Source organism: Rhizobium sp. BG4, assembly GCF_016864575.1.
Taxonomy (GTDB): domain Bacteria; phylum Pseudomonadota; class Alphaproteobacteria; order Rhizobiales; family Rhizobiaceae; genus Rhizobium.
In genome coordinates this window covers 1,407,308-1,434,078 of the sequence record NZ_CP044126.1, presented here as the reverse complement: position 1 = coordinate 1,434,078, position 26,771 = coordinate 1,407,308, and the positions used below count along the sequence as shown (strand labels likewise).

24 protein-coding genes and 1 pseudogene are annotated in these 26,771 nt (G+C 62.5%); 5 read left to right on the top strand and 20 right to left on the bottom strand.

Going from position 1 to position 26,771, the window contains the following annotated elements; all coding sequences use genetic code 11:
* Positions 1-102: 102 nt before the first annotated feature.
* Positions 103-951, top strand: coding sequence for an alpha/beta hydrolase (locus F2982_RS26765; RefSeq protein ID WP_246777613.1), 849 nt, complete (start codon positions 103-105; stop codon positions 949-951).
* Between the two features lie 8 nt (positions 952-959).
* Here the strand turns inward: F2982_RS26765 and F2982_RS26760 are convergent, their stop codons facing one another.
* On the bottom strand, positions 960-1,859 hold the full coding sequence (locus tag F2982_RS26760) for a LysR family transcriptional regulator (protein WP_203430509.1): 900 nt from the start codon (positions 1,857-1,859) through the stop codon (positions 960-962).
* Positions 1,860-2,051: 192 nt separating this feature from the next.
* On the opposite strand from F2982_RS26760, the gene F2982_RS26755 reads away from it, so the two are divergent.
* Positions 2,052-3,359, top strand: coding sequence for an MFS transporter (locus tag F2982_RS26755; RefSeq protein WP_203431193.1), 1,308 nt, complete (start codon positions 2,052-2,054; stop codon positions 3,357-3,359).
* A gap of 27 nt (positions 3,360-3,386) precedes the next feature.
* On the opposite strand, the gene F2982_RS26750 is transcribed toward F2982_RS26755, so the two are convergent.
* Positions 3,387-3,764: an RT0821/Lpp0805 family surface protein gene (locus F2982_RS26750; RefSeq protein ID WP_203430508.1), complete on the bottom strand. Its 378-nt coding sequence runs from the start codon at positions 3,762-3,764 to the stop codon at positions 3,387-3,389.
* 382 nt (positions 3,765-4,146) lie between these two features.
* Between F2982_RS26750 and F2982_RS26745 the strand changes: the two genes are divergently transcribed.
* Complete coding sequence (locus F2982_RS26745) at positions 4,147-5,076, top strand: aldo/keto reductase (RefSeq protein ID WP_203430507.1); 930 nt, start codon at positions 4,147-4,149, stop codon at positions 5,074-5,076.
* A 50-nt stretch (positions 5,077-5,126) separates the two neighbouring features.
* Here F2982_RS26745 and F2982_RS26740 read toward each other — a convergent pair whose 3' ends face one another.
* The 8 genes from F2982_RS26740 to F2982_RS26705 all read right to left on the bottom strand — a co-directional run bounded on the left by F2982_RS26740 (position 5,127) and on the right by F2982_RS26705 (position 12,358).
* On the bottom strand, positions 5,127-5,375 hold the full coding sequence (locus F2982_RS26740; protein ID WP_203430506.1) for a hypothetical protein: 249 nt from the start codon (positions 5,373-5,375) through the stop codon (positions 5,127-5,129).
* 8 nt (positions 5,376-5,383) lie between these two features.
* Positions 5,384-5,695, bottom strand: coding sequence for a metalloregulator ArsR/SmtB family transcription factor (locus F2982_RS26735; RefSeq protein ID WP_246777612.1), 312 nt, complete (start codon positions 5,693-5,695; stop codon positions 5,384-5,386).
* 191 nt (positions 5,696-5,886) lie between these two features.
* Complete coding sequence (locus F2982_RS26730) at positions 5,887-7,062, bottom strand: DUF5666 domain-containing protein (RefSeq protein ID WP_199628344.1); 1,176 nt, start codon at positions 7,060-7,062, stop codon at positions 5,887-5,889.
* Positions 7,059-7,913, bottom strand: coding sequence for a DUF6502 family protein (locus F2982_RS26725; protein WP_203430505.1), 855 nt, complete (start codon positions 7,911-7,913; stop codon positions 7,059-7,061). Before F2982_RS26725 ends, F2982_RS26730 begins: the two co-directional genes overlap by 4 nt.
* A 234-nt stretch (positions 7,914-8,147) precedes the next feature.
* Complete coding sequence (locus F2982_RS26720; RefSeq protein ID WP_203430504.1) at positions 8,148-8,531, bottom strand: hypothetical protein; 384 nt, start codon at positions 8,529-8,531, stop codon at positions 8,148-8,150.
* A gap of 9 nt (positions 8,532-8,540) precedes the next feature.
* The gene (locus tag F2982_RS26715) at positions 8,541-9,587 is read right to left on the bottom strand and encodes a flagellar hook-associated family protein (RefSeq protein ID WP_203430503.1); all 1,047 of its coding nucleotides are present in this window, start codon (positions 9,585-9,587) and stop codon (positions 8,541-8,543) included.
* Positions 9,588-9,592: 5 nt separating this feature from the next.
* Positions 9,593-11,053 carry a flagellar hook-associated protein FlgK gene (flgK, locus tag F2982_RS26710; protein WP_203430502.1) on the bottom strand — a complete coding sequence of 487 codons (1,461 nt, stop codon included), beginning with the start codon at positions 11,051-11,053 and terminating at the stop codon, positions 9,593-9,595.
* Positions 11,054-11,065: 12 nt separating this feature from the next.
* The gene (locus tag F2982_RS26705; RefSeq protein WP_112711286.1) at positions 11,066-12,358 is read right to left on the bottom strand and encodes a flagellar hook protein FlgE; all 1,293 of its coding nucleotides are present in this window, start codon (positions 12,356-12,358) and stop codon (positions 11,066-11,068) included.
* Between the two features lie 521 nt (positions 12,359-12,879).
* Between F2982_RS26705 and F2982_RS26700 the strand changes: the two genes are divergently transcribed.
* A complete protein-coding gene (locus F2982_RS26700; protein ID WP_112711343.1) occupies positions 12,880-13,527 on the top strand; it encodes a TetR/AcrR family transcriptional regulator in 648 nt (215 codons plus the stop codon).
* Positions 13,528-13,724: 197 nt separating this feature from the next.
* Entirely contained in the window at positions 13,725-15,908 is a 2,184-nt protein-coding gene (locus F2982_RS31715) for a DUF1217 domain-containing protein (protein ID WP_348652530.1), read from the top strand.
* A 140-nt stretch (positions 15,909-16,048) separates the two neighbouring features.
* Here the strand turns inward: F2982_RS31715 and F2982_RS26695 are convergent.
* The 10 genes and pseudogenes from F2982_RS26695 to F2982_RS26650 all read right to left on the bottom strand — a co-directional run.
* Positions 16,049-16,765 (bottom strand): annotated as a pseudogene (locus F2982_RS26695) (IclR family transcriptional regulator); the annotation flags it as partial.
* Positions 16,766-16,770: 5 nt separating this feature from the next.
* On the bottom strand, positions 16,771-17,649 hold the full coding sequence (locus F2982_RS26690; protein ID WP_246777610.1) for an alpha/beta fold hydrolase: 879 nt from the start codon (positions 17,647-17,649) through the stop codon (positions 16,771-16,773).
* 138 nt (positions 17,650-17,787) lie between these two features.
* Positions 17,788-18,942 (bottom strand): mandelate racemase/muconate lactonizing enzyme family protein, encoded by a 1,155-nt coding sequence (locus F2982_RS26685; RefSeq protein ID WP_203430500.1) that lies wholly within the window; start codon positions 18,940-18,942, stop codon positions 17,788-17,790.
* Between the two features lie 91 nt (positions 18,943-19,033).
* On the bottom strand, positions 19,034-20,128 hold the full coding sequence (locus F2982_RS26680) for an ABC transporter ATP-binding protein (protein WP_130281753.1): 1,095 nt from the start codon (positions 20,126-20,128) through the stop codon (positions 19,034-19,036).
* A gap of 99 nt (positions 20,129-20,227) precedes the next feature.
* Positions 20,228-21,874: an iron ABC transporter permease gene (locus F2982_RS26675; RefSeq protein WP_203430499.1), complete on the bottom strand. Its 1,647-nt coding sequence runs from the start codon at positions 21,872-21,874 to the stop codon at positions 20,228-20,230.
* Positions 21,875-21,948: 74 nt separating this feature from the next.
* Positions 21,949-23,076: an extracellular solute-binding protein gene (locus tag F2982_RS26670; RefSeq protein WP_130281755.1), complete on the bottom strand. Its 1,128-nt coding sequence runs from the start codon at positions 23,074-23,076 to the stop codon at positions 21,949-21,951.
* Positions 23,077-23,495: 419 nt separating this feature from the next.
* Positions 23,496-24,059, bottom strand: coding sequence for an NUDIX hydrolase (locus tag F2982_RS26665; protein WP_203430498.1), 564 nt, complete (start codon positions 24,057-24,059; stop codon positions 23,496-23,498).
* A gap of 58 nt (positions 24,060-24,117) precedes the next feature.
* Entirely contained in the window at positions 24,118-24,852 is a 735-nt protein-coding gene (locus F2982_RS26660) for an inositol monophosphatase family protein (protein WP_203430497.1), read from the bottom strand.
* An 8-nt stretch (positions 24,853-24,860) separates the two neighbouring features.
* Positions 24,861-25,601, bottom strand: a complete 741-nt coding sequence (locus F2982_RS26655) for a glycerophosphodiester phosphodiesterase family protein (RefSeq protein WP_203430496.1) — start codon at positions 25,599-25,601, stop codon at positions 24,861-24,863.
* 62 nt (positions 25,602-25,663) lie between these two features.
* Positions 25,664-26,764, bottom strand: a complete 1,101-nt coding sequence (locus F2982_RS26650) for an extracellular solute-binding protein (protein ID WP_203430495.1) — start codon at positions 26,762-26,764, stop codon at positions 25,664-25,666.
* Between the last annotated feature and the right edge of the window lie 7 nt (positions 26,765-26,771).

The following is a 26,771-nucleotide window of genomic DNA, read 5'->3' as shown; positions in this document are numbered from 1 at the left end:
GCTCGCCCGTGGCATGGAGATTGCAGTAGGTTAATAAAAACCTCGCTTTTGCGGATACCTGTCATGCTTCGACACGCATTGTCAAAATTAGCAGCCGTTTTGATGCATCTTGCATCGGTGCAGGGGACACATGCTGCCGAAAAGTGGCAGGTCTTCACCCCTCCTCCGCCGATGCCCGTCGCCGACGAGAGCGGCCTGGCGGATGTGAACGGCATTCGCATGTATTATGCGATCTATGGCAAAGGCCGGGGCAATCCGATCCTTCTTGTGCATGGCGGCATGGGAACCGGGGATGTCTGGGGCTTCGAAGTGCCGCGGCTTTCTGAGCATCATGAAGTCATCGTCGCCGACAGCAGAGGCCACGGGCGTTCGACGCGCACCGATGCGCCCTATACCTATCATATGATGGCCGAGGACTATGTGGCCTTGCTCGACAAGCTGAAGGAGCCGAAGGTCTCGCTGGTGGGATGGAGCGACGGCGCGATCATCGGCCTCGACATCGCCATGAACCACCCGGATCATCTGGCGAAACTCTTCGCCCACGCGGCCAATGTCACGCCCGACGGCCTGAACGACGACCCCGACATGACGGCGCTGACCGCCGCCGGCGCGCGCGACGAAACGGAATACAAGCGCCTGTCGCCCACGCCGGACGACTTCTCGAATTTCAAGGCGGCGATCCAGAAGCTCTGGGCCACCGAGCCCAATTACACGGCCGCCGACCTCGGCAAGATCACGGTGCCAACCGAGATCGTCGTCGGCGATCATGACGAGTTCATCCTGCCGGAGCATTCCCGCTACATCGCCTCGGCCATCCCGGGCGCCAAACTCGTCATCCTCAAGGATGTCAGCCATCTGGCGATCTACCAGGACCCGGACCAGTATATCAAAGCGGTCGAAGACTTCGTGGATGGAGACGGCGCGAGCGCGACGAACGCATCGACGCCCTGACCGGGCGATCAGCCCATCGAGCGGAACGTCTCGAAGATCAACGCCCGCAGCCAGCGATGGACGGGATCGGCATCCATCCGCGGATGCCAGGCCTGCACGATATCGAAACCCGGCATGACAAAGGGCAGGTCGAACGTCGCGATCTGGTCGACGGCGGCCGGTCTCAGGTAGGATTTCGGGATCGAACCGATCAGATCCGATGTCGACGCGACGGCAATTACCGCTGGAAAGCTCGGGACGATCAGCTTGACCTCGCGGTGGGCGCCAAGCTCTGCCAAGGCCCTGTCGACAGGACCGGCAAAATCGGCCTGTGGGGAGAAGACGACATGGCCGCAGGCGGCATAGGCACCGACAGTCAGCTTGCCCGCGTCAAGAATGGGGTGGCCGTGTCTGGCAACACCGACATAGCGGTCCTCAAACAGCGTCTGGCAGCGCAGCTCGCCGGCATCGGCGGGCAAGACCCCGATATCGAGATCGACGGCCGCCTCTCGCAAGGGGTGCACATCCTTGTCCGATCGCGGCGCGAAGCGAAGGCGGATGCCCGGCGCAGCACCGGCGACGGCAGCGCTCAAGGTCGCGGCGTAGAGAAGCACGAAGGCCTCGTTGGCGCGGATGGTGAAGTCGCGGCTGATCTCGCGGATATCAAGCGTTGCCGCCGGGCTCAGCACCCTGACCACAGCCTCTCTCAGCGCATGGACGTCTGCGGCGATGGCGAGAGCATGCGGGGTGGCAACCATGCCGCGCCCGGCGGGCACCAGGATCGGATCGCGCAGCGCGGTTCGCAGGCGCGACAGCGTTCTGCTCATTGCGGAGGTGCTGAGGTTCATCCGGCGTGCGGCGGCCGAGACGCTCTGCTCCTGCAGCAGGGCATCCAGGGCGACCAGCAGATTGAGATCGACTTCCGTCATGGCTGGACGATATCGATGAATGGCGTTTGATGCAACGGTACTTTTACTTCGTTGCGTCTGGCGCAACTCGTCTGCAGAGCGTAGCTATCGGGCATGGAAACCAAAGGGAGTGTCCTGATGTCCCTCGCTTCAACAATGCCCGTCGCCGATGAGCCCGGCCTGAAGTCGGCGCGCAGCCGGATTGCCGTCGCGCTGATCCTGTCGACCATCGTTCTCGTCGTCCTCGACGGCGCGATCGCCAATGTCGCCCTGCCGTCAATCGCGCTCTCGATGCAGGCCGATGCTGGCAGCACCGTCTGGGTCGTTTCGGCCTATCAGCTGGCCGTGCTTGTCGCCATTCTGCCCTGCGGGGCGCTCGGAGAAATCTACGGCGCCCGGCGGGTCTTCCTCGCCGGTGTCGCGCTGTTTACCGCAGCCTCGGCGGCCTGCGCCCTTGCCGGCAATCTGCCCGTTCTGGTCGTTGCCCGTTTCGCGCAGGGGCTCGGCGGCGGCGCGATCATGGCGCTTGCGATGATGAACCTGCGCGCTGTCGTGCCCGAACGATCGCTTGGGCCGATCATCGGCGTCAACGCCATGGTTATCGCCATCTCGGCGGCTGCCGGCCCCGGCATTGCCGGTGCGATCCTCTCCGTGACGCAATGGCCGTGGCTCTTTGCCGTCAACCTGCCGCTCGGCGCTATCGTTCTGATCGGTGGGCGGTTGCTTGGGAAGATGGAGCGCGCCGATCGCCAGCTGAACACCAGGGCGCTGCTCGTGAACACGCTGATGTTCATCCTGTTCTTCTGCGGCACCGAACGGATCGCCACCGCGCCGGTTACCGGTGTCGCCCTGATCGCCGCTGCACTCGCCTGCCTCGCCGCCTTGCTACGTCTCGAACGCGGAAGCCGCACGCCGATCATCCCGACCGATCTTCTGGCGGAACCGGCTTTCCGGGTCGCGGTCATCGCCTCGGTCTGCTGCTTCAGCGGACAGATGCTGAGCTACATCGCCCTGCCCTTCTACCTGCAGCACAGCTATCGGATGTCCCCGGTTCTCGCCGGCCTCTACATGATGCCCTGGCCGATCGCGACCGCCATCATCGCGCCGATCTCCGGCCGCCTCGCCAACCGCGTCAAGACGGCCTGGCTCTGCGCCACCGGCGGGACTCTTCTGGCGTTCGGTCTTCTGATCATCGGCTTTGCGCCATCGGACCCGCATGCCATCGCGTTCCTGACGGGCACTGTGATTTCGGGCTTCGGCTTCGGATTGTTTCAGACCCCGAACAACCGGATCCTGCTGTTGTCGGCACCGAAGGCCCGGAGCGGCGCGGCTGGCGCCATGCAGGGCACGGCACGGCTACTCGGTCAGACCTTGGGCGGGATTTCGATGTCGATCATCTTCACGCTGCTGCCGATATCGATTGCGCTCGAAACGGCAATCCTCACGGCCAGCGCCTGCGCTGCCGTGGCAAGTGTGGTGAGCCTCAGCCGTGGACGGTATGAAGTGGCGGGGAAAGCGTAAACAGCGCCGGAGCGGTGGCGTCGGGGATCAGTGCAATCCCGGCGCCCCGGTTACCTTCCAGGAACCATCGGCGGGGCAGGCAACACCGTCGAATCGCGTCGTGCCTTCCAGGCTTTGGCTGCTCGTCACGAACCGCCGGCATCCGTCCGGACCATCGCCTGCAGCGTCGATCTTTTCGATAACACCGGCACTGCCCGTCGAAGGATTGGCCCAAGCCAGGGTACTCGCACCGACTGGCGCATTGCCGACAGTATCGGCGATAACCGACTGATCCGTCATCGGAGCCGGCTTCGGCACGGAAGACGTGACCGCCACGGTTTCCAGCGGCTCGGTATGCGAACACGCTGCCAGCGGCAGCAGGAACATCAGGCAGGCAAGGAGCGGCGCAATCGGCTTTTCTGTCATGGAGTCATCCAGTTTCAAAAGTGCCTCTGACACAGCAATGTGTTCAGAAGCGGGCCACTTCGTCGATCCCATGCCGCCATGGTTAGTATGGTCTTAATGTCTGCTGCTACCGCAGGTCAATATGGCGGGAGCAGTTCTTCAAGTGCTTGTGGTGGCGTGGAATTCCCCGATCGGCCTTGGCGATCGCGGCAACCTCCCCTTCGGCATCCCGATAAAAAGATTCGATCGCGCCGCCAGAGGTGCTATCTACGTCGCGGGCGCGCTTCAGGAGCGGCCGTTTGTCAGGGCGCTTGTGGGAGGCAGTCCTGACGGAGGAGAGTTTTCGTTTTTGGCCGCGATAGATTGCGGTCGTTCCCTCTATGCTCAACGAGGTCCAGATTTCATGAAAACCTATACTGTCAAGAACACGTCGCTCAGCGTTTCCAGCGTCATCCTCGGCCTGATGCGCATCGCCGAGATGACCGATGCGGAAATCCGCGGGCTGTTCGATGCCGCGGTCGAGGCTGGTGTGACCGTCATCGACCATGCCGACATCTACGGCGGCGAGCGCCACCGCTGCGAGAAGCGCTTCGGCGAGGCCGTGAAACTGTCGGCGGCCGATCGTTCGCGGATCAGCATCCAGAGCAAGGTCGGCATTCGCCGCGGCTGGTTCGACTTTTCGCGCGAACATATCCTGCAGTCAGTCGACGGCTCGCTTGCCGCGCTGAAGACCGATTATCTCGACGTGCTGCTGCTCCACCGCCCGGATACGCTGGTCGAGCCTGAAGAAGTCGCCGACGCCTTCGAGACGCTGCACAAGGCCGGCAAGGTGAAGCATTTCGGTGTTTCCAACCATACGCCGGGCCAGATCGAGCTCCTGAAGACCGCGGTGACGCAGCCGCTGCTGTTCAACCAGGTCCAGCTCAGCATGACCCATGCCAATCTGATCGCCCAGGGCGTCGCCGCCAACATGGCCGGTCTCGACCAGTCGATCTCGCGCGATGTCGGCCTTCTCGATTATTCCCGCCTCAACGGCATGATGCTGCAGGCATGGTCGCCCTTCCAGAAGGGCTTCTTCGACGGCGTCTTCATAGGCGACCGCAAGGACTTTGCCGAGCTCAACGACGTGCTCGACGAACTGGCCGCCAAATACGGCGTGACGCCGACCGGTATCGCGGTCGCCTGGATCACCCGTCATCCGGCCAATATCCAGGTCGTCCTCGGCACCACCAAGGCCGCGCGTGTTCGCGAAAGCGTCGCAGGTTCGGATGTCGATCTGACCCGTGAAGAATGGTACCGCCTGTTCCGCGCTGCCGGCAACAAGGTGCCGTAAGATCGGGTGATCCCGTGTCAGCGATGGCCCTATACGGGGCATCGCTGCAATCAATCCAGACGCTGCAGGGCGCTGCCGAGATCGCCGAGCCGGGCGAGCAGCAGCGCCATCTCATCGGTATGATCCTGCGAAAGGCGGCCGACGGAGCCGCTGCGTTCCCAGAGCCGCTGCAGCCGCTGACTGAGACCCGCCGCGTCCTGCATCATTTGCAGGATCGCCTCGCGGTTCTCCCAGGTGGTGACCACCGCTGGCGGGATCTCGTCATATTGTCCGTAAAGCTGCTCGTCTAATCTCAGCATGATGGATCCTATCGTCGAACGGCCGGCGCTGTGCGCGGGGCGGAAAACTGCCGGGACAAATTCTTGAGCAATTCCAGAAGGCAGGGACGGGCCGAGCGGTAGAAGATCAGCTGCCCCTCGCGGCGTGTGGTGACGAGATCGGCCTGCCGCAACCGGGCCAGATGCTGCGACAGCGACGACTGGCCCATGCCGAGCTGTTCCGCCAGATCGCAGACACTCATCTCTTCTTCGTTGAGGATCGCCAGGATTTCCAGTCGCTTGGGGTTACCCATTGCCAGCAAACGCATGGCATACGCCTGGATCATTTCTCGATCGGCCATCGGCAATCGCATCCGTCAACGGTTGATTGAAACAAACGCATGAAAAAACGGGGCGGCCGTCTACCAGCTTGGGGTTGCGCAGGTGGACGGCCGGCGACTGCTGCCGCGGCAAAGCAAGCATTTCAGAATCGCATCCCTAATAAATGGGAATTTTTCCCATATGTCAATTAGCAGACGCTTCCGCAAGCGCCTCAATCAGGCGCTGGTCCAGGGGGGCCTGACGGCGGACCGCCCGGCCCGCCGAAGCCACCGGGTCCGCCAAAACCGCCCGGGGGATGACCGACACTGCCCGGCGGGGGGCCACCCGGAGGCGGACCACCAGGCGGTGGGCCGCTACCGGGTCCAGGTCCGAAACCAGGGCCATTGAACTGCGAACCGTCGAAGGGGCGCCCGTCAGGCGGCGGACCACCGGGTTGACCATTCGGACCCGGACCTCCGGAAGGACCGAAATCGGTCCGCATGCCGTTGCGGGGATCCATCAGCCGCCCGCCATCGCGCACGGCGATATCGGCAAAGGCATGGCCACCGGGACCGAAGCGCATCGGCCCGCGCGGCGGGAAACGGCCGATCCCGAGCACGAGCGAACTGCTGCCCTGCCGGCCATAGGTCTCGACATTGACGATGCCGCGTTTCAGCCCCGGAACAAGAGGCTCGACGGCGACCGTCGAGACAGCCGTCAAGCCGGCTATAGTCTGGAAGCGCACCAGGGCCGGACGGCCAACAATCCCGAAGTAGCGCGGCCCGAGTGAAAGACCGCCGATCGCAACGCCGGCGCCTCTCGGCTCGGCGACACCGCGCACATGCTGTCCAGCACCCGCCGGGCGTGGCTCGATCCGCCGCGCGACGATCTTGCCGTCAGGCTTGCGGATGCCGAAGACCGCAACGACATCGCCGACCTTCAGCGAACCCGTGTCGAGCCCGTGGGTCGCAACCCGCTGATGCAGGATCGATAGGCTCCGGGAGCCGATCCGGTCGATGCGGCCCTGCACCTCGCTGGTGATGCTGATCCGCCGTGCCCGGCGTCCGTCGAGGAGGACGCGCACGACATGGCCGATCTGCATCTCCCGTGTCGAAACCCGCTTGCCGTCGATCGTGACGGGCGTCCTGCGGGTAAAGGGGATGTGGACGTCGTTGACGATGATCGAGCCGAAGCCCTGGATCGTGCCGACGATGCCCGTACCGCCGATGCCGTGGTCCTCGTTCTCGCCGCCATGAACGGAAAGGCCGGAGCCGCCGATGCCATGGTCGCCGTTGCCGCTATTGCTGCCGCCGCTCTTGCCACGGGCGTCGACAGGCAGGGCGCCGAAAAGCTGCAGCGCGACGCTGCCGAGCAGGAGCTGGCGTCTGGAAAGCATGGGAGGCGTCATGGCTTGCCCTCCCCGGCTCCGGTGGAGGCATCAGGCGCGACGGTCTCGTTCATCACGTAGACGCCGGTGATCCAGCGGCCGTCGCCGCCCGGATCCTGCTGCACCAGTTGGTGGGCGATCTTGTTGAGCTTCAGGAGCATCGCCATCGTCTCTTCCCGCGCCATACCGTCGAGACGCGCGGCAAGCTCCGGCGAAATCCGGTCGTAGTGAACAGCGCGCTCCAGATGCGGCGGGCTGTCGCTCAGGACGTTGGTGACGGCCGCAAGCGCGTGGTCATGCAGGTTGCGGGTGAAATAGTGGCGGCGGGCATCGTCGGCAGCGCTTGGCACCACGGAGGCGACATCGAGCGTCACCCGGCCCTCGGCGTCGATTAATGCGGTGCCGCGGTCGAGCCATTCGTCCAGCACGGCGCGCGGGTGCACGTCACGCGTCACCTCGGTGACGAGCCGCTCGAAGGACGGGGCATCGTCGGGCGCGGTACGCGGCAGCGGCAGCGGCTTGCCGTTTTCGTCGCAATAGGTCGGGTCGGCGAGCCAGCGAGCAATGACACGGCCGGTCTGCGAGACCGCCGGCGGCAGCGCCGCCTCGGAGAGCGGCTCACCGCGCAGGCGGCTGACATCCTTGCGGTGGATGCCGGTCAGAAGCGAGATGCGGCTATCCGTCTGCTGCTTGTTGGCAAGCGCAAAGTCATTTTCCGCCACTTCGATGTAAAGCCTTCTCAGCACCGCCGAAAAAGCCGGAAAGCCGAGCCCGGACGACAGGGCAAGCTTGACCAGCGGCCGGAGCACGCGGATCAACATGGCCTGCAGGTTCTCCTCGGAGAACGGACGTTTCGCGCGCGGCGTCGGCATCGGATATACCCGGTCTAGCAAGGCCGCCGACCACTGTAACGGGCTGACGGCCATCGATATGCCGTAAGCGAAACCATGCGCTGCCGCAACGCCCCGGCCCTGGCCGGAAAGGCTGCCAATAAGGCCATAACCGGCCGGAGGGACGCACCGCTAAGACACCCCTCCGGCCGGCCTTCAGCCGACGCGCCGGATATCATCTCTTGCTGAAACAAGGACATAACAGGCGCGCCGCCATCAGTGAACGGTGCTATTTTCGGTGCTGCCGCCGCCGCCCTGCAGCCCCTCGCCGCTCCAGTCGATCAGCCGGTCGAGCCGCGCGATCTTGTGGAAAACCTGGAAGACATCGAAGGTCTGGCCGAGCTGGATGTTCTCGGCCAGCAATTCGCAGAGGTCGAAGATCTCCTGCGGCGTCTCCGCCATCTCGACGCCATCGTCGGTGAAGATGCCGGAACGCGGCCAGGCCCGCTCCTGCTTTGCGTCGCGCTTGGTACCGATGAAGGGGATGGTATCGACGATATTGGAGGCGAGCTGGAAGGAGAGTTCGGTCATATAGGCCTGGCGCGACGTCATCGAGCGTGCCGCGTCCAGGATCGAGGTTCGGGGTTTCGGCAGGCTCATCAGCGCCTCTCAGAGATAGTTGACGAGGCTCAGCTGCTGCAGCTTGGAGACCAGCGTATAGGCGGTCTCCAGCTGCGTCTGCAGCTGATTGACGAGGGTCGAGGCCTCATAGACATCGACGCCCTGCAGATCGACGAGGTTGCCCTGATAGAGCGTCGAGCGCGCATCGAGCGCGTCGTTCGCCTTCTCCAGCCGCTCCTGCGACAGGCCGAGCTGGCTCTGTTGCGTGACGATCCCGCTGGTCGCCTGCGAGGCGTAACTGATCGCCTTGGAGGCCACCGCGCTCTTGGCGTCGGCGCCGAGATCCTGGCCGAACAGCGAGGAAATGACGACGGAGGCGAGCGCGAGGTAGCGCATTCCCTCCGAATTGGCGCTGGTCGAAGACGAGATCGTCTCGTTCTCGCTGATGCGGCTCGTCATGCTGTTGCTTGACGCCGACGACCAGCCGTTCGCCGGATCGGTCCAGGCGCTTTCCGAGAACATCGGCTCGATCGTGCCGGTGATGAAGCTGGTGATCTCGTCGCCGGAGAGCTCGTTGACCGGCTTGCCGAGGCTCGTGGCATAGTCGTTGAGCGCTGAACTGATCGCCGCCGTCACCGTTGCCGACTGGTCGGTCAGCGGCGTTTCGTCGATATTCGTCCCGGCGAAGACGAACTCGCCGTTGACGGAGGTATTGGCCGTCGAGATCAGCTGCGACAGCGTGTCGTTGGCCGCCTGCAGGGCGACCGCGACGCTGGTGGAATCCTGCCCGGCCTGCAGCGCCGTCAGGTTCGAGACCAGCGTATCGCCGGCATCCTTGAGGCTGGAGAGCGCCGTCTGCGACGCGTCCATGCGCAGCCCGACGATCGAGTTGCTCGCCGTCAGCGCATCGGTGAGGCTGATGGCATTGGTCAGGTTGACGGACTTGGCGGCACCCGAGCCGAGCGACACGCCGATATCGCTGTAGACGCCAGTTGCTGCTTCCGTCGATGCCTGCAGCAGTTTGGTCTGCGACTGGCTGATCGTCAGCCGGAGCGTGCTTTGCATGGCGGATGATGAGACGAAGGATGCTTTCATGGTGATCAGCTCGCAATGTCGAGCAGCGACTGAAGCATCTCGTCGATGACGTTCAGGATCTTGGTCGCCGCCTTGTAGGATTGTTCGATGTCGAGGAGCAGCGTCAGCTCCTCGTCGAGATTGACGCCCGTCTCGTTCGAATAGGCCTCGTCGGAGCGCGATAGCGCCGCCGTGGTATTCTCCGAAGCGGTGGTTGCCCCGCTGCGATATTCTTCCAACCAGCCGATCGAGGCGCTGGCATAGTCCATCAGGCTCTGGCTGGTGGAGAGCCCGGCGTCGGAGGAGAAATCACGCTTCGCAGACAGCGCCTGATAGAGGCTGTCGAGATTGTCGGTGAAGCCTGCGTCGTCTGAGCTATTGAGGTCGGTAATACCGCTGATATTGCCGTCGCGCAGCTTCATCGCATCGCCGCCCTGGCTGGTGATGACGGCTGTGTTGATCGAGATCGTCGCGGCGATCCCGGTCGTATCGTCGCTTGCCGACGGCGTGCCGCCCGCTGCGCCCGATGACGTCGTCCAGGTGAAAAGCCCCGGCGCACTCGATGTGCCGTCGCTTTCCGAAAAGATCTGCACTAGCGATTTGGCGATCTCGTCGAGCTGCGCCTGGAAGGTCGGCGCCACCTCGTCACGCAGCTGCAGCAGGGCCTGCAGGCTGCCATTGGCGTCGGTGGTCGAGCCCTCGCCCGCCGTCAACGCCACGCCGTCGATGTAGACGGCATTGCCCTCGGATCCCGCCACATAGGTGGAGGTCGGCGAGAAGGTGACGCTGCGCGGGATCGTCTCGAACAGCACCGTGCCGTCGGACGTATAGAGCGCCATGTCGTTGTTGCTGCGGGTCACCGAGGTGACGCCAACGATCGAGGAGATCTGCTTCAGCAGCTTCTCGCGCTCATCGAGCGCCGAAGACGTATCGGCACCGGTGGTGGTCGCGGCCTTCACCGCATTGTTGGCGGTCTCGAACTGCGCCAGCAGGCTGTTCAGCGTATCGACCTGCGAGGCGATCTCGGCATCCGCATCGGCGCGGACGGACTGCACGCCGTCGCTTGCCGTGTTCAGCGAGTTCGCCAGATCCTGCGCCGCCGTCACGGCCGACTGTGCGGTGATCGAGCTGCTGGGCGACGTGGCAAAGGTCTGCATCGCCTGCTGGAACGCACTGAGATAGGTGCTCGGCGACGTCTCGTAGTCGTTGCCGCCAACGAGCGATTTCAGGCTTTCCAGGCCGCTGAGCAGCGTCTGCTGGGCGCTGTCCTTCGAGTTCGACTGCAGATATTGCGTCAGCAGCGCATCTTCCTGCGCCCGGCTGATGGTGACCACCTGGGCACCGGCAAGCGAGGTGGTGACCGATGCCTGGCGGCGCACATAGTCGGAATTGCCGACATTGGCGATGTTGGTCGAGACGATGCTGCTCTGCTTCGCCGTGGTGTTGAAGATGCTCTGGACACTATTCAGCGCGGAGGAAAGGGTCATGAGACTCTCCCCTTAGCGCTTCAGATTGACCAGGACGTCCATGATGTCGGAGCCCGTCTGGAAGACCTTGGAATTGGCGGTGTAGCTGCGCTGCGCCTCGATCATCTCGGTCAGCTCACCGGCGAGATCGACATTCGAGCTCTCCAGCGCGCCCGACTGGATCGAGCCAAGGCCGTTCGACTGCGGGAAGCCGGTGACGGTGACGCCGGACATGCCGTTCGCCGAATAGACGTTGCCGCTGAGGAGCGTCAGGTTGTCGGGGCTGGCGACGGTCGCGAGCGGGATCTGGTAGAGCGCCTTGCTGGTGCCGTTGGCATAGGACACCGAGACGACGCCGGCAGTGCTGATCGAGACCGAACTGACGGCGCTTGCCGCCTGACCATCGGCCGAACCGGTCGCCGAGAAATCCGACGACAGCTGGGTGAAGCCGGAATAGTCCATGGTGATCGTCTTGCCGGTGGTTGGATCGACGATGTCAGTGTCGGTTGCCGAAGTGAGCTTGCCATCGGCATCGAAGCTCAGCGTCGCTGTGCTGACGGCGTCCGACGAATAGGGGAAGGACGTCGTGCTGCCGGTCGCCGCATCGCCGTTGCGATAGACGGCGACTTCCCAGGTGCTGCCGGTGACGGCGCCGTTGGCGTCGGTCGTCACGCCGGTCTTGGTGAAGTAATAGTCGTACTGGACCGTGGCGCCGAGGCTGTCATAGGCGACCAGCGACATCTTCTTGGTATCGTCGGTCACCGAGGCGGAATTGGCGCTCGGCAGCGTCGTTGTATCGCTGACCACTTCGGCAGCGGAATTCAGGTTGCCGCTGAAAGAGGCACTGGTCGAGGCGATGGCGCTGAGGCCCGACTGCGAGACATTGACCGGAACGAGACCATCGAAACCGTTGACGACGACGGCGGGCGCGCCGGAGTCGTAGGAGTATCCCATCAGCGTGAAACCGGCGCTGTTGACCAGATTGCCGCTGCTGTCGACCGAGAAGTCGCCGGCACGCGTCAGAACCGGCGTGCCGTCGGGGCTCTCGACGATGAAGAAGCCGTCGCCTGAAATGGCCAGATCATAGGCTGAGGTCGTGTAGGAAATATCGCCCTGCTGCGAGATCGCCTGGCGCACCGAGGTCTGCACGCCGCCGGAATTGTAATTGCCCGACGAGGACGGCAGGACGAGCGAGGAGAAGGAGGTCGATACCGACTTGTAGCCGACGGTATTGGCGTTGGCGATATTGTCCGAAACCGTGCTCAGGCGGTTTGCCTGTGCGTTCATGCCGGAAACTGCGGTTTTCATGCTGCCGAAGATGCTCATGATCTGATCCCTGTTCTTGGATTTTCTGGACATGCCCCGGACAAGACGGCATTCGGCGCCTGAAAAGCGCGCACGAAGGCTCACGGGCGGCCGGGCACCGGCAACCACAAAGAGGCTGATCGTGTTGGAATGCCGCCTGATGGCGAAGGTCGCAGCGGATCATCCGCGCGTTTGGAGACCGTCCCTGCGGGACGGCAGCGCATTCAAGGTCTCGAAATCGAGATGTGGGGTCTCGCTCTCCGCGGCGGTTGCATTTTCGCCGGGAGACGGTTTATTGGACACAACGGCGCTTTCTGCTTCGAACGGCAGACGGCGCAGGAAAGCGTCACATCGGTTTGGTGCTGCGAACGGCTGTCATATGCGCTCCTCAGGGGGCAAGTTAGTCGAACAACGCATTACAGAACTAATCAGTTCTCTAATTCTGATTCGGTCAGAGGGCAACTGAATTTTCTGCGCCGGTCGCCGATCTTCAGTTTTGCCGGCCCCGCCCGGCGCTTCGCCAATGGGACTTGCGTGCATCGATGACGGCCGGCGGGAATGAGGACGAGGCACCGCGCAAGCGCGGCAGGCCCAAGGTTTCGAGCGACGACGACAAGCGCGCCAATATCGTCGAGAACGCCCGCCGCATCTTTGTCAGGAACGGCTATGCGGCCAGCACCACGGCAGTCGTAGCCACCGAAGCCGGCGTCTCCAAGCAGACGCTCTACAAGCTGTTCGAAAGCAAGGAAGAGCTCTTTGCCGCCGTCGTCGGCGCCCACCGCCGCATGATGCTCGACCTGCCGCGCGAGGCAGAAGCGATCAGCATCGCGCAGTCGCTCGAGCAGATCTTCATGATCGATATCGACGAGGAGACCGATGCCGACCGCGCCGGTCTGCTGCAGCTCGTCTTCCGCGAAGCGCCGCAATTCCCTGAGCTGATCGAGATCCTGCACCGCGAAGGCGTTCTCGCCTCCCGCCGCGAGCTCTCGGCATGGCTGGACGAGCGCCGCGCCGAAGGGCGCATCCGTCTCGAGGATAGCGCAAGCGGCGCACGCATGCTGATGGACATGATTTTCGGCGGCATGGGTCCGCCGGAAGGCCGCGCCCAGGCATGGCAGGGCCGCGAGGAGCGTCTGGCGCATCTGCGCCGCTGCATCGCCATCTTCTGCGCCGGCGTCGACGCCAGGTAGCATCCAGGCATATCAGCGCCATGGCGTTGACATAAAATACAGAACCGTCTAGTTCTTTAATTAAGAACCGGCGCGGGATGACTCGCGTTGTCCGCGCCATGACGGGCGCCGATCTCCACACATCCAAAGCACCCCGACGTGGCCGCCCTCCGCTGGCCGCGAACGCCGATCCGCGCGCCTGCGCCAAGGAGCAGCCCATGGTCTCCACCTATGTCAGCTATCTCGCCATCGCCGGCAACCTGACCACCAGCCTGAGAAACGTCGCCTCGCAGGGCGCGGTGGCGCGCGATACCGACTACTACAAGGAGCACATCACCAAGGTCACCACGGTCGATGAGTTCATGGACGACTACAAGCTCTATTCCTATGCGATGAAGGCTTACGGTCTGGAGGACATGACCTATGCCAAGGCCTTCATGAAGAAGGTTCTGGAAAGTGACCTCAGCGATTCCTCGAGCTTCGCCAACAGCCTGAGCGACAGCCGCTATGCGGAGTTCGCCGCCGCCTTCAAATTCTCCGGCGAGACCGCCACCGCCCAATCCAGCACCCAGCGGGATACGCTGCTCGACGCCTACGAGGCCTCGTTCGGCGCCGAGACCGATGAGATCAGCGAGGAGACCGACTACTTCCAGGAGAAGATCGGCTCGATCACCTCGGTCGACGATCTCCTATCGAACACCAGGCTCACCAACTTCACGCTCAAGGCCTTCGGCCTCAGCACCGAATATACCTCCACCAGCTTTCTGAGGAACGTGCTGACCAGCGACCCTGATGACCGCGACAGCTTCGTCAACCAGCTCGGCGACGACGTCTATCTCAACCTGGCGAAGGCCTTCAATTTCAACAGCGACGGCTCGGTCGATGGCGAGGCGCAATCCGAGGATCAGACGGCACTGGTCTCCAGCGCCTATGCCGTCGGCAGCTCGACCTTCGCTTCCTCGGAGACGGGCGAGGCCTATTCCACCTATTTCGCTTCGGTGATCGGCAGCATCACCTCGGTCAGCCAGCTGATGAGCGACGACAAGCTGGTGAGCTACCTTCGAACCGCCTACGGCCTTGCCGATTCCGACAACGACAACTTCATCTCCGCGTCGCTGAAGAGCGCCTCGGTTGCGACCGCGATCGGTCTCTCCGCGCTGCACGACGCCTTCAATTTTGATGAGAGCGGCAATCTCGCCGATGGCGTCAGCGCCCAGACCGCCGACCAGACCGCTTCGACGACCTCGGCCTTCACGACCGGCTATCAATCCGTGATCGCCGCTGCCAGCAGCGACGATGCGATCGAGAATTACAAGACCCGCATCGCCAGCGTCACGTCGATCGACGACTTCCTGAAGACCAATGCCAGCGATGACGACGAGGACAATGACGGGCTTCCCGAACTCTCGGCCATCGCGCTGACCGCCTTCGGCATCGATCCCTCGACCGTCTCCAAGGCCGAGTTGCGGAAGATCCTGGAAAGCGATCCGACCGACGACAAGAGCTATGTGAACCGCCTGCACGACGATCGTTTCGAGGCATTCCGCGATGCCTTCAATTTCGACAGCGAGGGTGACGTCACGGTTCCCCTGCAGGCGATGTCGTCTTCCGTGATCGACGACTTCGCCGCCTATTACAAACAGGACGCCATCCGCTATCTCACCGGCACCGAACAGACGGATGCCTCCGATGCCGCCGACACGGAGATCAGCTATTTTCGCGAGCAGATGGCGACGATCAAGACATCGAGCGAATTCCTTGCCGACGACCGCCTCGTCTCCTTCGCGCTGAAGGCCAAGGGGCTTGACCCCGACGAGGTCAGCGACGACGAGCTCAAGAAGATGTTTGCGTCGGACCTCGACGACGAAAACAGCTACGTCAACGGCCTCGACGATTACCGCTACGCCGAACTCGTCGGCGCCTTCAATTTCGACAGCGACGGCAATCTGTCGGACGACCCGACGGGAACCGTCCAGCAACGCGGAGACGTCCTTGAGACCGTCGATTTCTATCTGCAGCAGACGCTGGAATCCGATCAGGGCGACAGCAATACCGGCGTCCGGCTTGCCCTCTATTTCGAGCGCAAGGCGCCCGATATTTCCAGCGCCTACGACATCCTCGGCGACAGCGCCCTCTTCGAATTCTTCACGACGAGCTTCAATCTCTCGAGCTACGTGTCCAACATGGATGTCGATAAACAGGCTGAGATGGTCGAGAATTTCATCGACCTGAAGGACCTCTCCGACCCCGACAAGATCCAGGACCTGATCAAGCGCTTTACCGCCATGTACGACGTCGCCAATGGGACGAACGCCTCGTCACCCGCACTGTCCATATTGACCGGTTCGGCGTCGATCAGCGCCGATACGCTGCTCGCAATGGCGCAGCTGAAGACGGGATAGCCGAAGGCTTCAGTCGCTGAAGATATCGTTGAATTCCGAGTGGCCGCGATTGCCCTGATCGGGGAGCGCCAGCCGAGCCGGTGGGAAATGTCGTTCGCGACCTGCGCAAGCTCCGGTCCGAGAAAGGCGATACGATCGGACGTCATGCGCAGTTCGATCGCCGAGGCGGAAATCGCGCCGATGACCTCTCCCGAGCGGCCGCGAATGGGAGCGGCGACGCAGCAGACGCCATTTTCGAGCTCCTGCAGGTCGGTCGCGTAGCCGCGCTTGCGTACGTTTTCGAGCTCGTGCAGTACCTGGTCGGTCGTTGTCAGCGTATGTTCCGTGTAGCGGACAAGCGCGCCATCGCCGAGGAGATCGCGGACCCGCTCTTCCCAGAGCCATGCGAGCATCACCTTGCCGGCCGCCGTGCAATAGAGCGGCTGGCGGGAACCGATCCGCATCACCGTTCTCGCGGTGCCGCGTCCCTCATATTGGTCGACATAGATGACCTCCTTGCCTTCCAGAATGCAGAGGCTGACGGTATCGCCGATCTCGTGGACCAGTCTCTGGACGATCGGGCCTGCGACCTGATCGATACGCATGTGCTTGGAGAAGGCGAGCCCGACCTCGAAGGCGCCAAGGCCGATCTTGAAGGTGCCGTTTTCCTGCGCGACGAAGCCGCGCTCCGAAAGCGTCGCCAGCAGGCGCGACACTGTGCTCGGCGAAAGATCAAGCTCGCGCGACAGTTCCGAGAGGCTGAGGCCGGGCGCCTTGGCCAGAATCTGCAGCACGGAAAGCCCGCGGTCCAGCGTGCGGGTGACCGGCAGGACCTCACGGGTGGGCTTGCGTCCGGGACGGTTGGAAGCTTCCTTCATATCAATCAAACGGCCGCCTGGAGTGTCCGTAACTGTTCGCACCAGCGTTCTATTTCGCCGGCTATTACCTTTTCACTTCCGGTGTAGAAAAATTCAACCCCTGCAATCTTCCTCGTCTTCACCAGGGACGATGCCGTGGCCGTGCGGCGCACGCGGGCCAGGAAGTCGTCGATGTCCTTGTTGGCGAGCTTTTCCTTCGAGCCGTACCAGGCAAGGATCGGGCATGTGATGCGCGCCAGCGCCGGCGGAACGCTCTGATAGCCGTAGAGCGACTCGTGGATACGGTCCAGATCCATGTAAGATTCGGCACTGATCGTCGCGACCTGGCGGTCGCCGCGCGTACCCCAGGGCAGCAGTTCCTTTTCCCGCCCTTCCGCGATCATCTTCGCTGCCACGGGATGCAGGTCCTGGCGCATCTTTTCGCGAAACAGCGAACCAGACGAGGCGATGATCAAGCCCGCCAGCCGCGGATCGCGGCGCTCGGCCTGATAGTAAACGACCTTCGCTCCGCCAAGACCATGCCCGGCGAGCACGACGCGGCCCGGATCCTTCGTCGCGAAGTCGATCCATGCGGCGATGTCGAGCGGGGATTCGCTGAACAGCTCCCAGGCACTGCCGCCGAGATAGGCGCCCTTGTCGGTGCGGAACCAGGTGCCGAAATCGTGGCTGCGGAGGTTCGCCGTGATGAAACGGAAGCCGCGGGCAGCGAGCTGCCTGCCGATATTGACATATTCGGCTTCCGAGAACTTCTGGTGCAGGCCGTGAAACCAGATGACCGTTTCGGCGGGCGTCGGCTGCCCCAAAGGCTGCAGCATCAGGCCCTCAAGCGTGAGGCCGTCCTCCGTCTTCACGTAAACGATCTTTTCCGTTGTTTCGTTTTGCAACCAAAGTTCCCTTATCTGGCAGGCTGTCCCAATCGAAAGTCTTTTTGTCCGGATCCGGCAAGCCGTTCCGAATCAAGAGATTATAGCGGGACGCCCGGCGAAGACCGCATAGGCCTCGGGCGCCCCGCCACAATTGCGTCAGGCGACCCGGTACTTTTCGAGCGCGGCCTCGTTCGGATCGCTCGCCATGCCGGGTACGTCAGGAATGGTCACGGTGCCGTCTTCGTTCAGATCCGGCGTGTACTTGTAGACCTGGCCCGCCATCGGGTTCAGTTCCTTGGCACCGAATTCGAGCATATGGCCGTTCGGGATGGCGCCGAGCAGCTGGATATGCGCCTGCTGGTCGCCATGCGGGCAGATGTTGAGGCCGTGGGCCTGCGCCATGCCGGCGACCTTCATGAACTCGGTAACGCCGCCCATGTAGCGGGCATCCGGCTGCAGGAAGGCGATCGCCTGCGTGGCGATCAGGTCGCGGAAGCCATGCTTGGTATATTCGTTTTCGCCGGTCGCGAGCGGAATGGAGGTGGCGCGCGAAAGCTTGATGAAGCCTTCGTAGTCATCAGGCTGAACGGCTTCCTCGAACCAGTAGATGTCATATTCCTCGACGCGCTTGGCGATGCGGATCGCGTCCGAATAGGAATAGGCGCAGTTGGCATCAATCATCAGCTTGATATCGGGACCGAGCACTTCGCGAACGGCCTTGATGCGCTCGACATCCTCGGCGATCTCGACGGCACCGATCTTCATCTTGACGGCGCGGGCGTTGTTCTTGACGTGGCCCTCCATCTCCGCCTGCAGGTCGCGCGTGCCCTTGCCCTTGCTGTAGTAGCCGCCGGCCACATAGGTCGGGATACGGTTACGGTAACCACCGAGCAGACGCCAGATCGGCAGGCCGGCAAGCTTGCCCTTGATGTCCCAGAGCGCCATGTCGATCGACGACAGCGCCTTGGTTTCCTGGCCGCGGCGACCGTAGAGCTTCGGGATCCAGAATTCCTTCCAGACCGCCTCGGTCATCGTCGGGTCCTTGCCGATCATCTTGGCGAGGAACTGCTTGCGCATGGCGTTCTCGCCGACATTGTCGCGGCCGATGCCGTAGCCGGTGACGCCGATATCGGTTTCGATCTTGGTGATCGCGATATTGACGTTCACATAGGTATGCAGGCCGTTGGTGATCGGCTGGACGCGCGGCCAGGAATAGCAGGCGACAGTCGCGTTGGTGATCTTGATCTCGCCACGCGCGGACTGGATCAGGTCATTGGCTTTTTGCGTTTCCGTAACGGCAGAATTGCTCATTATTTGCTCCATCTGAATTGCATGCTGGACTGGCTTGGGCAGCCGGGTGAACTGCGAAGCCGGTCGGGAAATTGTAAGCGGCGTCCGGCCTTCAGGCCGGGACGCAGAGGCAGTCTTCGGTCGGAAGCAGGGCGTAGGCCGTGTCCGCTGCAGGCTCATGTTCCGAGAGCACGCGCAGGTGCCCGAAAGGCGTGTCGCCGATCACCTCGTACTGGCCGCCGTGATAGAGAACCGTGCGCGGCGCAAAGCCGATCACCGAACCTGCCCGCGCACCGGCATCCTTGCTCGTCGAGAGGATGACCTTCTGCGGCCGCACGGCGATGCTCGCCTGCATGCCGACCGTCAGCTCCGCGTGGGAACGCGCGGTGATCGCCGTCCCGTCGGGCGTGGTAACGGTCGCGACCGCGGCCTCGTCCCGGCCGGAAAGGCCCGAGAGCTTGCCGCCGATGATGTTGGAACCGCCGACGAAATCGGCGACATAGACCGTTGCCGGCCGGCTGTAGATCTCGGTGGCGCTGCCCTTCTGCTCGATGCCGCCATTGTTGAGCAGCACGACCTGATCGCTGAGCGACAGTGCCTCGACCTGGTCATGGGTGACGAGGATGGTCGTCAGCTTGAAGGACTGGTGGATATCCTTGAGCCAGGACCGCGCCCGCTCGCGCAGCTGCGCATCGAGGTTCGACAGCGGCTCGTCGAGCAGCAGAAGGCGGGGCTGATAGACCAGCGCGCGGGCGATCGCCACGCGCTGCTGCTGCCCACCCGACAGCTGGTACGGATAGCGGTCGGCCAGATGCGCCAGCTCGAGGCGTTCGAGCATTTCACGCGAGCGCTTCTCGCGCTCGGCCTTGGCGATGCCCCTGAGCTTCAGCGAGAAACCCACATTCTGCAGCACCGTCATATGCGGCCAGAGCGCGTAGTTCTGGAAGACGAAGCCGATATTGCGCTTCTCGATCGGCACGTTGATCAGCTTCGACCTGGAGAACACCTCATCGGAGTAGATGCGGATATCGCCGCTTGTCGGCTGGTCGAGACCGCCGATCATGTTGAGCAGGGTCGTCTTGCCGCAGCCGCTCGGGCCGAGCAGAGAGGTGAACGAGCCGTCGGCAATGTCGAGGTCGAGCCCTTTGAGGATTTCGAGCGCGCCGTAGCTTTTTCGAATGCCTTGCAGTTTTACAGCCACGCTCATGTCAGGCCTCTCTTTTCTTGTAGTGGATGAGGATCGCGATCGGCAGCGTCAGCGCCAGCGTAATTGCCGAAAGCGCGGCGACCGGCCCGTAATTGCCCATCACGTTGAGCTGCAGCATCGTCGTGCCGATGACGGCGGTGTTCGGTCCGAACAGGAAGGATGCCGCGGCGTATTCCTTGAAGAACTGCACGAAGTAGAGCAGGAAGCAGGAAACAGCGCCGGCCGCAGCAGCGGGAAGGTGACGGCGACATAGGAGCGCCATTCCGAACCGCCGGAGACACGGACGGCTTTTTCGAGATCGGTGGAGATCTGCTGGAAGGCCGGCGAGACCGATGCGAAGCCCGTCGGGAAATAGCGGATCACATAGGCGATCACCAGGATCAGCAGGCTGCCGCGCAGGAAGCCGCTGCCGGGAATGATCACAGTGGCGTAGAAGATGCCGATACCGACGACGAGACCGGGGATCGCCTTCGGAATGAAGGCCGTCTGCTCGGTGAACGAGCGCAGCAGGTTCGGCGAGCGGTAGGCGACGATGGTGCTGATGAAGGTGATCAGCACGGCAAGTGCGCCGCCGCCGCTGGCGATGATCAGCGTGTTGTAGATGCTGTTGATATAATCCTGATAGCCGAAGACCAGCCGGAAATTGTCGAGCGTCAGCACCTCGCTGATCGGCATGTAGGGCGACAGGAACGAGGTGAAGGACCTGAGGATCAGGAACATGCAGGGCAGGATCGCGGTCAGCATGCAGTAAACGAACATCACCGCGGCAATCACCCATCCCCACATGCCCATCGGGATCAGCGTCTGGCGCCCGGCCTTGCCGCCGATCGTGTTGTACTTGCGGGTATCGCCGAGAATGAATTTCTGGGCGTAGACGAAGAACTGCACCAGCAGCAGCATCACGATGGCGGCGGCGCTGACGAGGCCGTAGTCCACCCGGGCTGACGTCAGGCCCTTGTCGTAGAGATAGGTGGAGAGCACCTCGATGCGGGCGGGCACGCCGAGAACCAGCGGCACGGCGAGCAGGTCGAGCTTCAGGACGAAGTTGAGCATCAGGCAGTAAAGCAGCGACGGCATCAGCAGCGGCACGACGACGCTCCGGATCGCCTGGAGGGGCGTTGCGCCAGCAGCGCGGGCGGCGAGCTCCAGCGTGTTCGGGATGTTCATCATCGCCGAGGAGAAATAGATGTAGCTGATCGGCGCAGCCGATACGCCGGCGAGCAGAGTGATGCCACCGAGCGAATTCAGGTTCGGCAATCCAAGGCCGGTCGCATCCTGCAGTGCCAGCGCGATGAAGCCGGTCGGGCTGTACATCATCGACCAAGCGAATGCGAGGATCAGCGACGAGAGGAACATCGGCGACAGGAAGAGGAGCCGGAGCGTGCGCTGGAACGGCAGGGCGAACCTGTCGAGGAAGAGCGCGGCGAGGAAACCGATCGAGGTCGAGAACAGCGTGCCCAGCACCGCGATGTAGAGCGTGTTCAGCATGGCATCGGCAAATTCGGGATCGCCGAACAGATCGGTGAAATTCTTGAGGGTGTAGTTCGCGCCCTCTTCATAGAGCGCCTTGTCCAGGAAGCCCTGGTAGATGATCGGGATCATCGGCGAGACCAAGAGCACGAACAGCAGGGCTGCCCAGATGACCTTTATGATCAGCGATCGCTCGTTCAGTATTCTTCGCAGGAGACGCGAACCGCCGCCAAGGGCCGGGCCGGCTGCCGCATCGTGTTCAGTGGCTAAGGTCACTTCCTCATTCCTTCAAACAGGAGGCCGGGAGGAGCCGGCCTCCATATTGGAGATGCAGTCGGCGCTTTGCCGAGTTACTTCTTCTTGATCCCGAAAGCGGCGTTGACCTTTTCGAGATATTCCGGCGGTGCGGTGATGAGGTTCTTGTCGAGCGAGGTCTGGACGATGTTCTGCTCGCCGACTTCCTTGACGATCTTGTCATAGGTGAAGTCGTAGACGCCTGCCGGGATGTCGATGCCGGAGCGGTAGGGGATCAGACCGCCGGCGCTGACGGCTTCCTGGCCCTTCTTGGAGATGATGAAGTCAACCAGCAGCTTGGCGGCATTCGGATGCTTCGTCGTCTTGGCGATCGAGTAGTAGCGGGTCGACATCACCAGACCGTCCTTCGGAAGGGCAAAGCCGATGATGCTGGCGCGCGCCGGATCGCGCAGGAACGGCACGAGCTGGACGGCCGACAGGTCCCAGCCGGCGACATATTCACCCGTCAGGATCTTTTCGAAAACCGGGCCGCCCGAACGCTGAAGATCGGCAACCGGGCCGAGGATCGAGAAGTTGGCAAGCGCCTTGTCGAGGCCGACATGGTGCAGATAGTGGGTTTCCTGCGATTCCTTCGCCGAGGAGCCGAAGGGCTCGATCGTTGCCAGGCGCTTGGTGAACTTGCCCGGATTGGCCTGGACCAGCTTGGCCAGATCGCTGATCGACGTCGGATACTCGGATTCCTTCAGGACACGCTTGTTATAGACGATGACCGAGGGATCGACCGAGATCGTGTAGACGCCGGGAACCGGCTTCGACCAGTCCGGAACCTTCGAAGCTTCCGGCGACTCGTAAGGCACGACATTGCCCTTGGCGATGAAATCGGCCCAGGCGGCGCCCGATGCCGCGAGAATGATATCGGCTTCGCTGGAGCCGGCAGCCTGTTCGGCATAATAGCGCTCGAACACTTCGGTGCCGCTGAGATCCAGCGTCTGCACCTTGATCCACGGATATTCCTTGGCGAAGGCTTCCAGGATCGGCTTCCAGTTCGGCTGCCCGACATTCGACTGCACGAGCAGCGAACCTTCGGCCTTCGAAGCCTCGACGATCTGATTGTAGGAGCTCGGATAGTAGTCCGGCAGGGTCTGCGCCTGCGCGGCCGTCAGGCCGATCGCGACCGAAGCCGCCGAAACTGAAATTCCGAACAGAATATTTCTGAGTAGCACTGTCTCACCTCCCGATGAATGAACCTCGGGACCCACTGCCGTGGATCCATCTCCCTGAGAAAGGCTGATGAACTTGCGCAGGAACGCCAGAAGGCAGCGCCCATGCTCCAGTCCTCAGAGCCTGACGGGATAAAGCTCCTGGCGTTTTAATTTGTCAATAAACAAAATAATTTGTCACTAGATGACAAATTATACTAAAACAATCGAAGCCAATGATGCCATTGGCTTTTTTGTGAGCGGCAAAGACGGAAATTTTTATGTGCAGCGGGTCATCAGGCCTTGCGCCCGATCGCCGCAGTCCGGATTGGCGGCACGCACCACCGCACTTTCACGCCGGAACGAACGCAAAAAGCTCCCCGGCGGGCTGGCCGGGGAGCTTCTGAGGGAACGTCGATGTGAGGGATCGGAGAGGCGCGCGCCTACTCTGGAAGAGTGTCCGGTGCCAGCGAACGGAAGAAGCTTTTGACACGCTTGGAGCGGCGAACGAGCTTCGCAACCTCGGACGGCACCAGAGCGAAGAGACGTTTCAGTTCCGGCTCCCTGACGGCATCCGCCGCTTCCGCTGGAACGAACCATCGGCACGTCCGCTGGCCCTTTTCAGGGAAGCGTTCTTCGATCCGGGAGACCAGTATCAGATGCACCTTGACCCGGGCCTGAACGACGGCGCCATCCTCCAGGACTTTGCCGTAGCGGTAGGAGCCGAGCGCCTTTTTCCAGACGCGCCCCCTGACCCCGGCCTCTTCCCAGGCCTCTTCCTTTGCAACCTCGAAGGACATCTTCTTCGCTTTGCCCCACCCTTTCGGGATCACCCAGCGGCCGGTATCGCGGCTGGTGATCAGCAGCACCTCGGGCAGAAACGCGCCGCCGTCGGCGACCACCCGCAGGCATATCGCGCCATATTGCAAGGCTTCGCCGCCGGAAGCCGCCGCATGGGGATCGGGCTTCCGGCGGCGGATATGATCGTTGCTTGGTAAGCGGTACATCTCTTGCCCGCCTCTCCTTCAAATCTTGAGATCAGGAGCCCCGGCGCCTCGCTTGATGTCACAGGCCCGGAACGGAGACGGCAGCGCCGACCTTCAGGACGAACGGCTCATCCCCATCCGGCCAGTCGACCGCGGACGGCACCCCGGCGCCGGCGCAAAGCGCGATGGCCGCAGCTAGGTCCCACAGCTTCAGTCCCTTTTCGTAATAGCCGGACAGAGAGCCGGTGATTGCGAAGTAGAGGGACGCGGAAGCACAGCGGTAACCGACGGTTTCGAAGCCGGCGGCTCTGATCGCGGTGATCTGGCGGCGTTCTTCTTCCTCTGACAATCCGGCATTCCAGCCGACGGCCATGGTCGGGATCGGTGGGGGAACGCTGCCCACGCCCTTAAGCCCGGAGACCTGATGGCGTGGCCCGCCGACCAGCTGGAGGCCGAGCAACGGGAGCGAGATCGCACCCAGCACCGGCTCCCGGTCGAGCATCACGCCGATCGAAACGCCCCAGAGCGGCAGGCCATTCAGGAAGTTGGAGGTGCCGTCGATCGGGTCGATGACCCAGGTGACGCCGGAAAGCTCGCCGCCGCCCTCTTCTCCGAGGATCGCATCGTCAGGAAAGGATGCGTGGATCAGTTCCCGGATCGCGCCCTCGATCGCCAGATCGGCGGCGCTGACATACTGCTTTCCCTCTTTTTCGCTGACGGCGAGCATGTGACGGTTCTGATACCAGCCCGTCGCCATGACCGTTGCGTCGGAAATAAGCCTGGAAAGCAATTCCAATCGTTCATTCGCGACCATCGACCTATTCAGCCCCCGAACAGATCAACGCGGTCGGTCATGACGCCGTGGACGCCCTTGTCGAGCAGCGTCCTCGCGGTCTGCGGATCGTTGACCGTCGCGACGGCGACATGCGCGCCGGTTTCCAGCAGGCCGTCGAAGCCCTGCGTGAGAGCGAAGCCGTAGTTGAAGTGGAATGCCGAAATGCCGAGCATCTTCATGTAGGCGGCGGGATCGGACGGGACGACTTCCGCGGCCAGCGCCAGGCATGCCCAAGGCAGCAGACGGTGCATTTCGATCAGGCAGGAGGAGGAGAAGCTGGAAATGACCAGTTTGTCGTTCTCACGCGGCCAGCGGGCTTCGACCACTTTCGCAACTGCCCGGGCATGCTCGATATCGGAACCCCAGATCGGCTTAATCTCGAGGACGAGGCCGAGGTCGTTTTTCAGAACGCAATCGATCGTCTCCTCGAGCGTCGGAACCTTCTGCGGTCCGAATTCGGGAAAACGCGTATTGGCATCGAAGGCCTGGAGCTCGGCGAGCGTCAGGTTGCAGACATGCCCCTTCCCCGTCGTCGTCCGGTCGATGGTGAAGTCGTGCATCATGACAGGGTGGCCGTCGCGGGTGATCTGCGTGTCGACCTCGATCCACGGAAAGCCGCTATCGGCCGCCAGCTGGTAGGCGACGATGGTGTTTTCGGGAGCGCTGGCGGAGGCACCGCGATGGGCGATCAGCGGGCCTGGCGCCCGTGCGGGAAGGATAAGGGGCATCTTGTTTTTCTTTCGGATAGGACAGGAAGACCCAGCGCTGACGCGCTGGGCCAAATTGCAAATCAGTTTTCGACCACGTTCTTGGCGAAGCCGCCGAGAACTTCGTCGCGCGGCAGAGGCTGGGTCCAGGAGCGCGTGTACTGACGCTGGTCAGCCGGGATCAGACCCTGGCTGAAGTCAGCCTTGGTATTGGTCGGCGATGCACCGTAGAGCTTGGAGAAATCGCTCTGGACCTTGGCGGAGGTCAGCCAGGAGATGAACACCATGGCCGCCGCCTTGTGGCCCGAGTTTGCCGGGATCGCGACGATGTTGCCGCCGCCGTTCATGCCCCACTTCGGCAGGTAGATCTTGATGTGGCTGCCGACTTCGTTCTTCTTGATCAGCGAGAAGAGATTGTCTTCCCAGGCCGGAACGAGCAGGAATTCGCCGCTGTTGATGCGGGTCATGCTGTCGGCATTCGAAGCGGTGATCACGAACTGATCCTTCCGCTTGTTGAACCAGTCCCAGACCGGCTGCATGTCAGGCGTCGTGGAAAGCTTGGTATCCGGCGTGACGCCCAGGACGTTGCGGCCGACATTGTGCAGGAAGGACTGGCCGGCGCCGCCGTTCAGATAGTTGAAGCCGAGCTGGCCCGGGTTCTTTTCCATCCAGGCGGACAGCTCGTCGAGCGTCTGCGGCAGGGTAGCGGCGTCGACGCGATTGCTGTCGTAGGCAATGCCGGTCTGGTTGCCCCAGTAGGCGATGGAATAGCCCTTGCCGTCGCCGCCGTTGATCTTGTCGGTGATATCGCCGGAATCGGGCAGCGTCTTCAGGATCGGGCCGTAAAAGACCTTGGTGACGTCGATGACGTTCGTTGCGTCGCCGCCCATGGCGAGGACATCGATATCGCCGGTCGCACGGCCTGCTTCGGCAAGCAGCTTCTTCTGCGCGTCGGCAGCGCTGGAGACTTCAGGAAGATTGACCTTGATGCCATATTCCTTCTCGAAGCTCTTCACGTACTCGCGGTATTCCGGCAGGTTGTACCAGACGTACCAGTTCAGTTCGCCTTCCTGCTTGGCCTGGGTGACGATGTCGTCCCACTTTTTCGAGAGCAGATCGTCGGCATGGGCGGAGCTGAAACCAGCGGCCGCGACAACCGCTGCTAATACTAGCTTGCGAAGCATTTAGTTC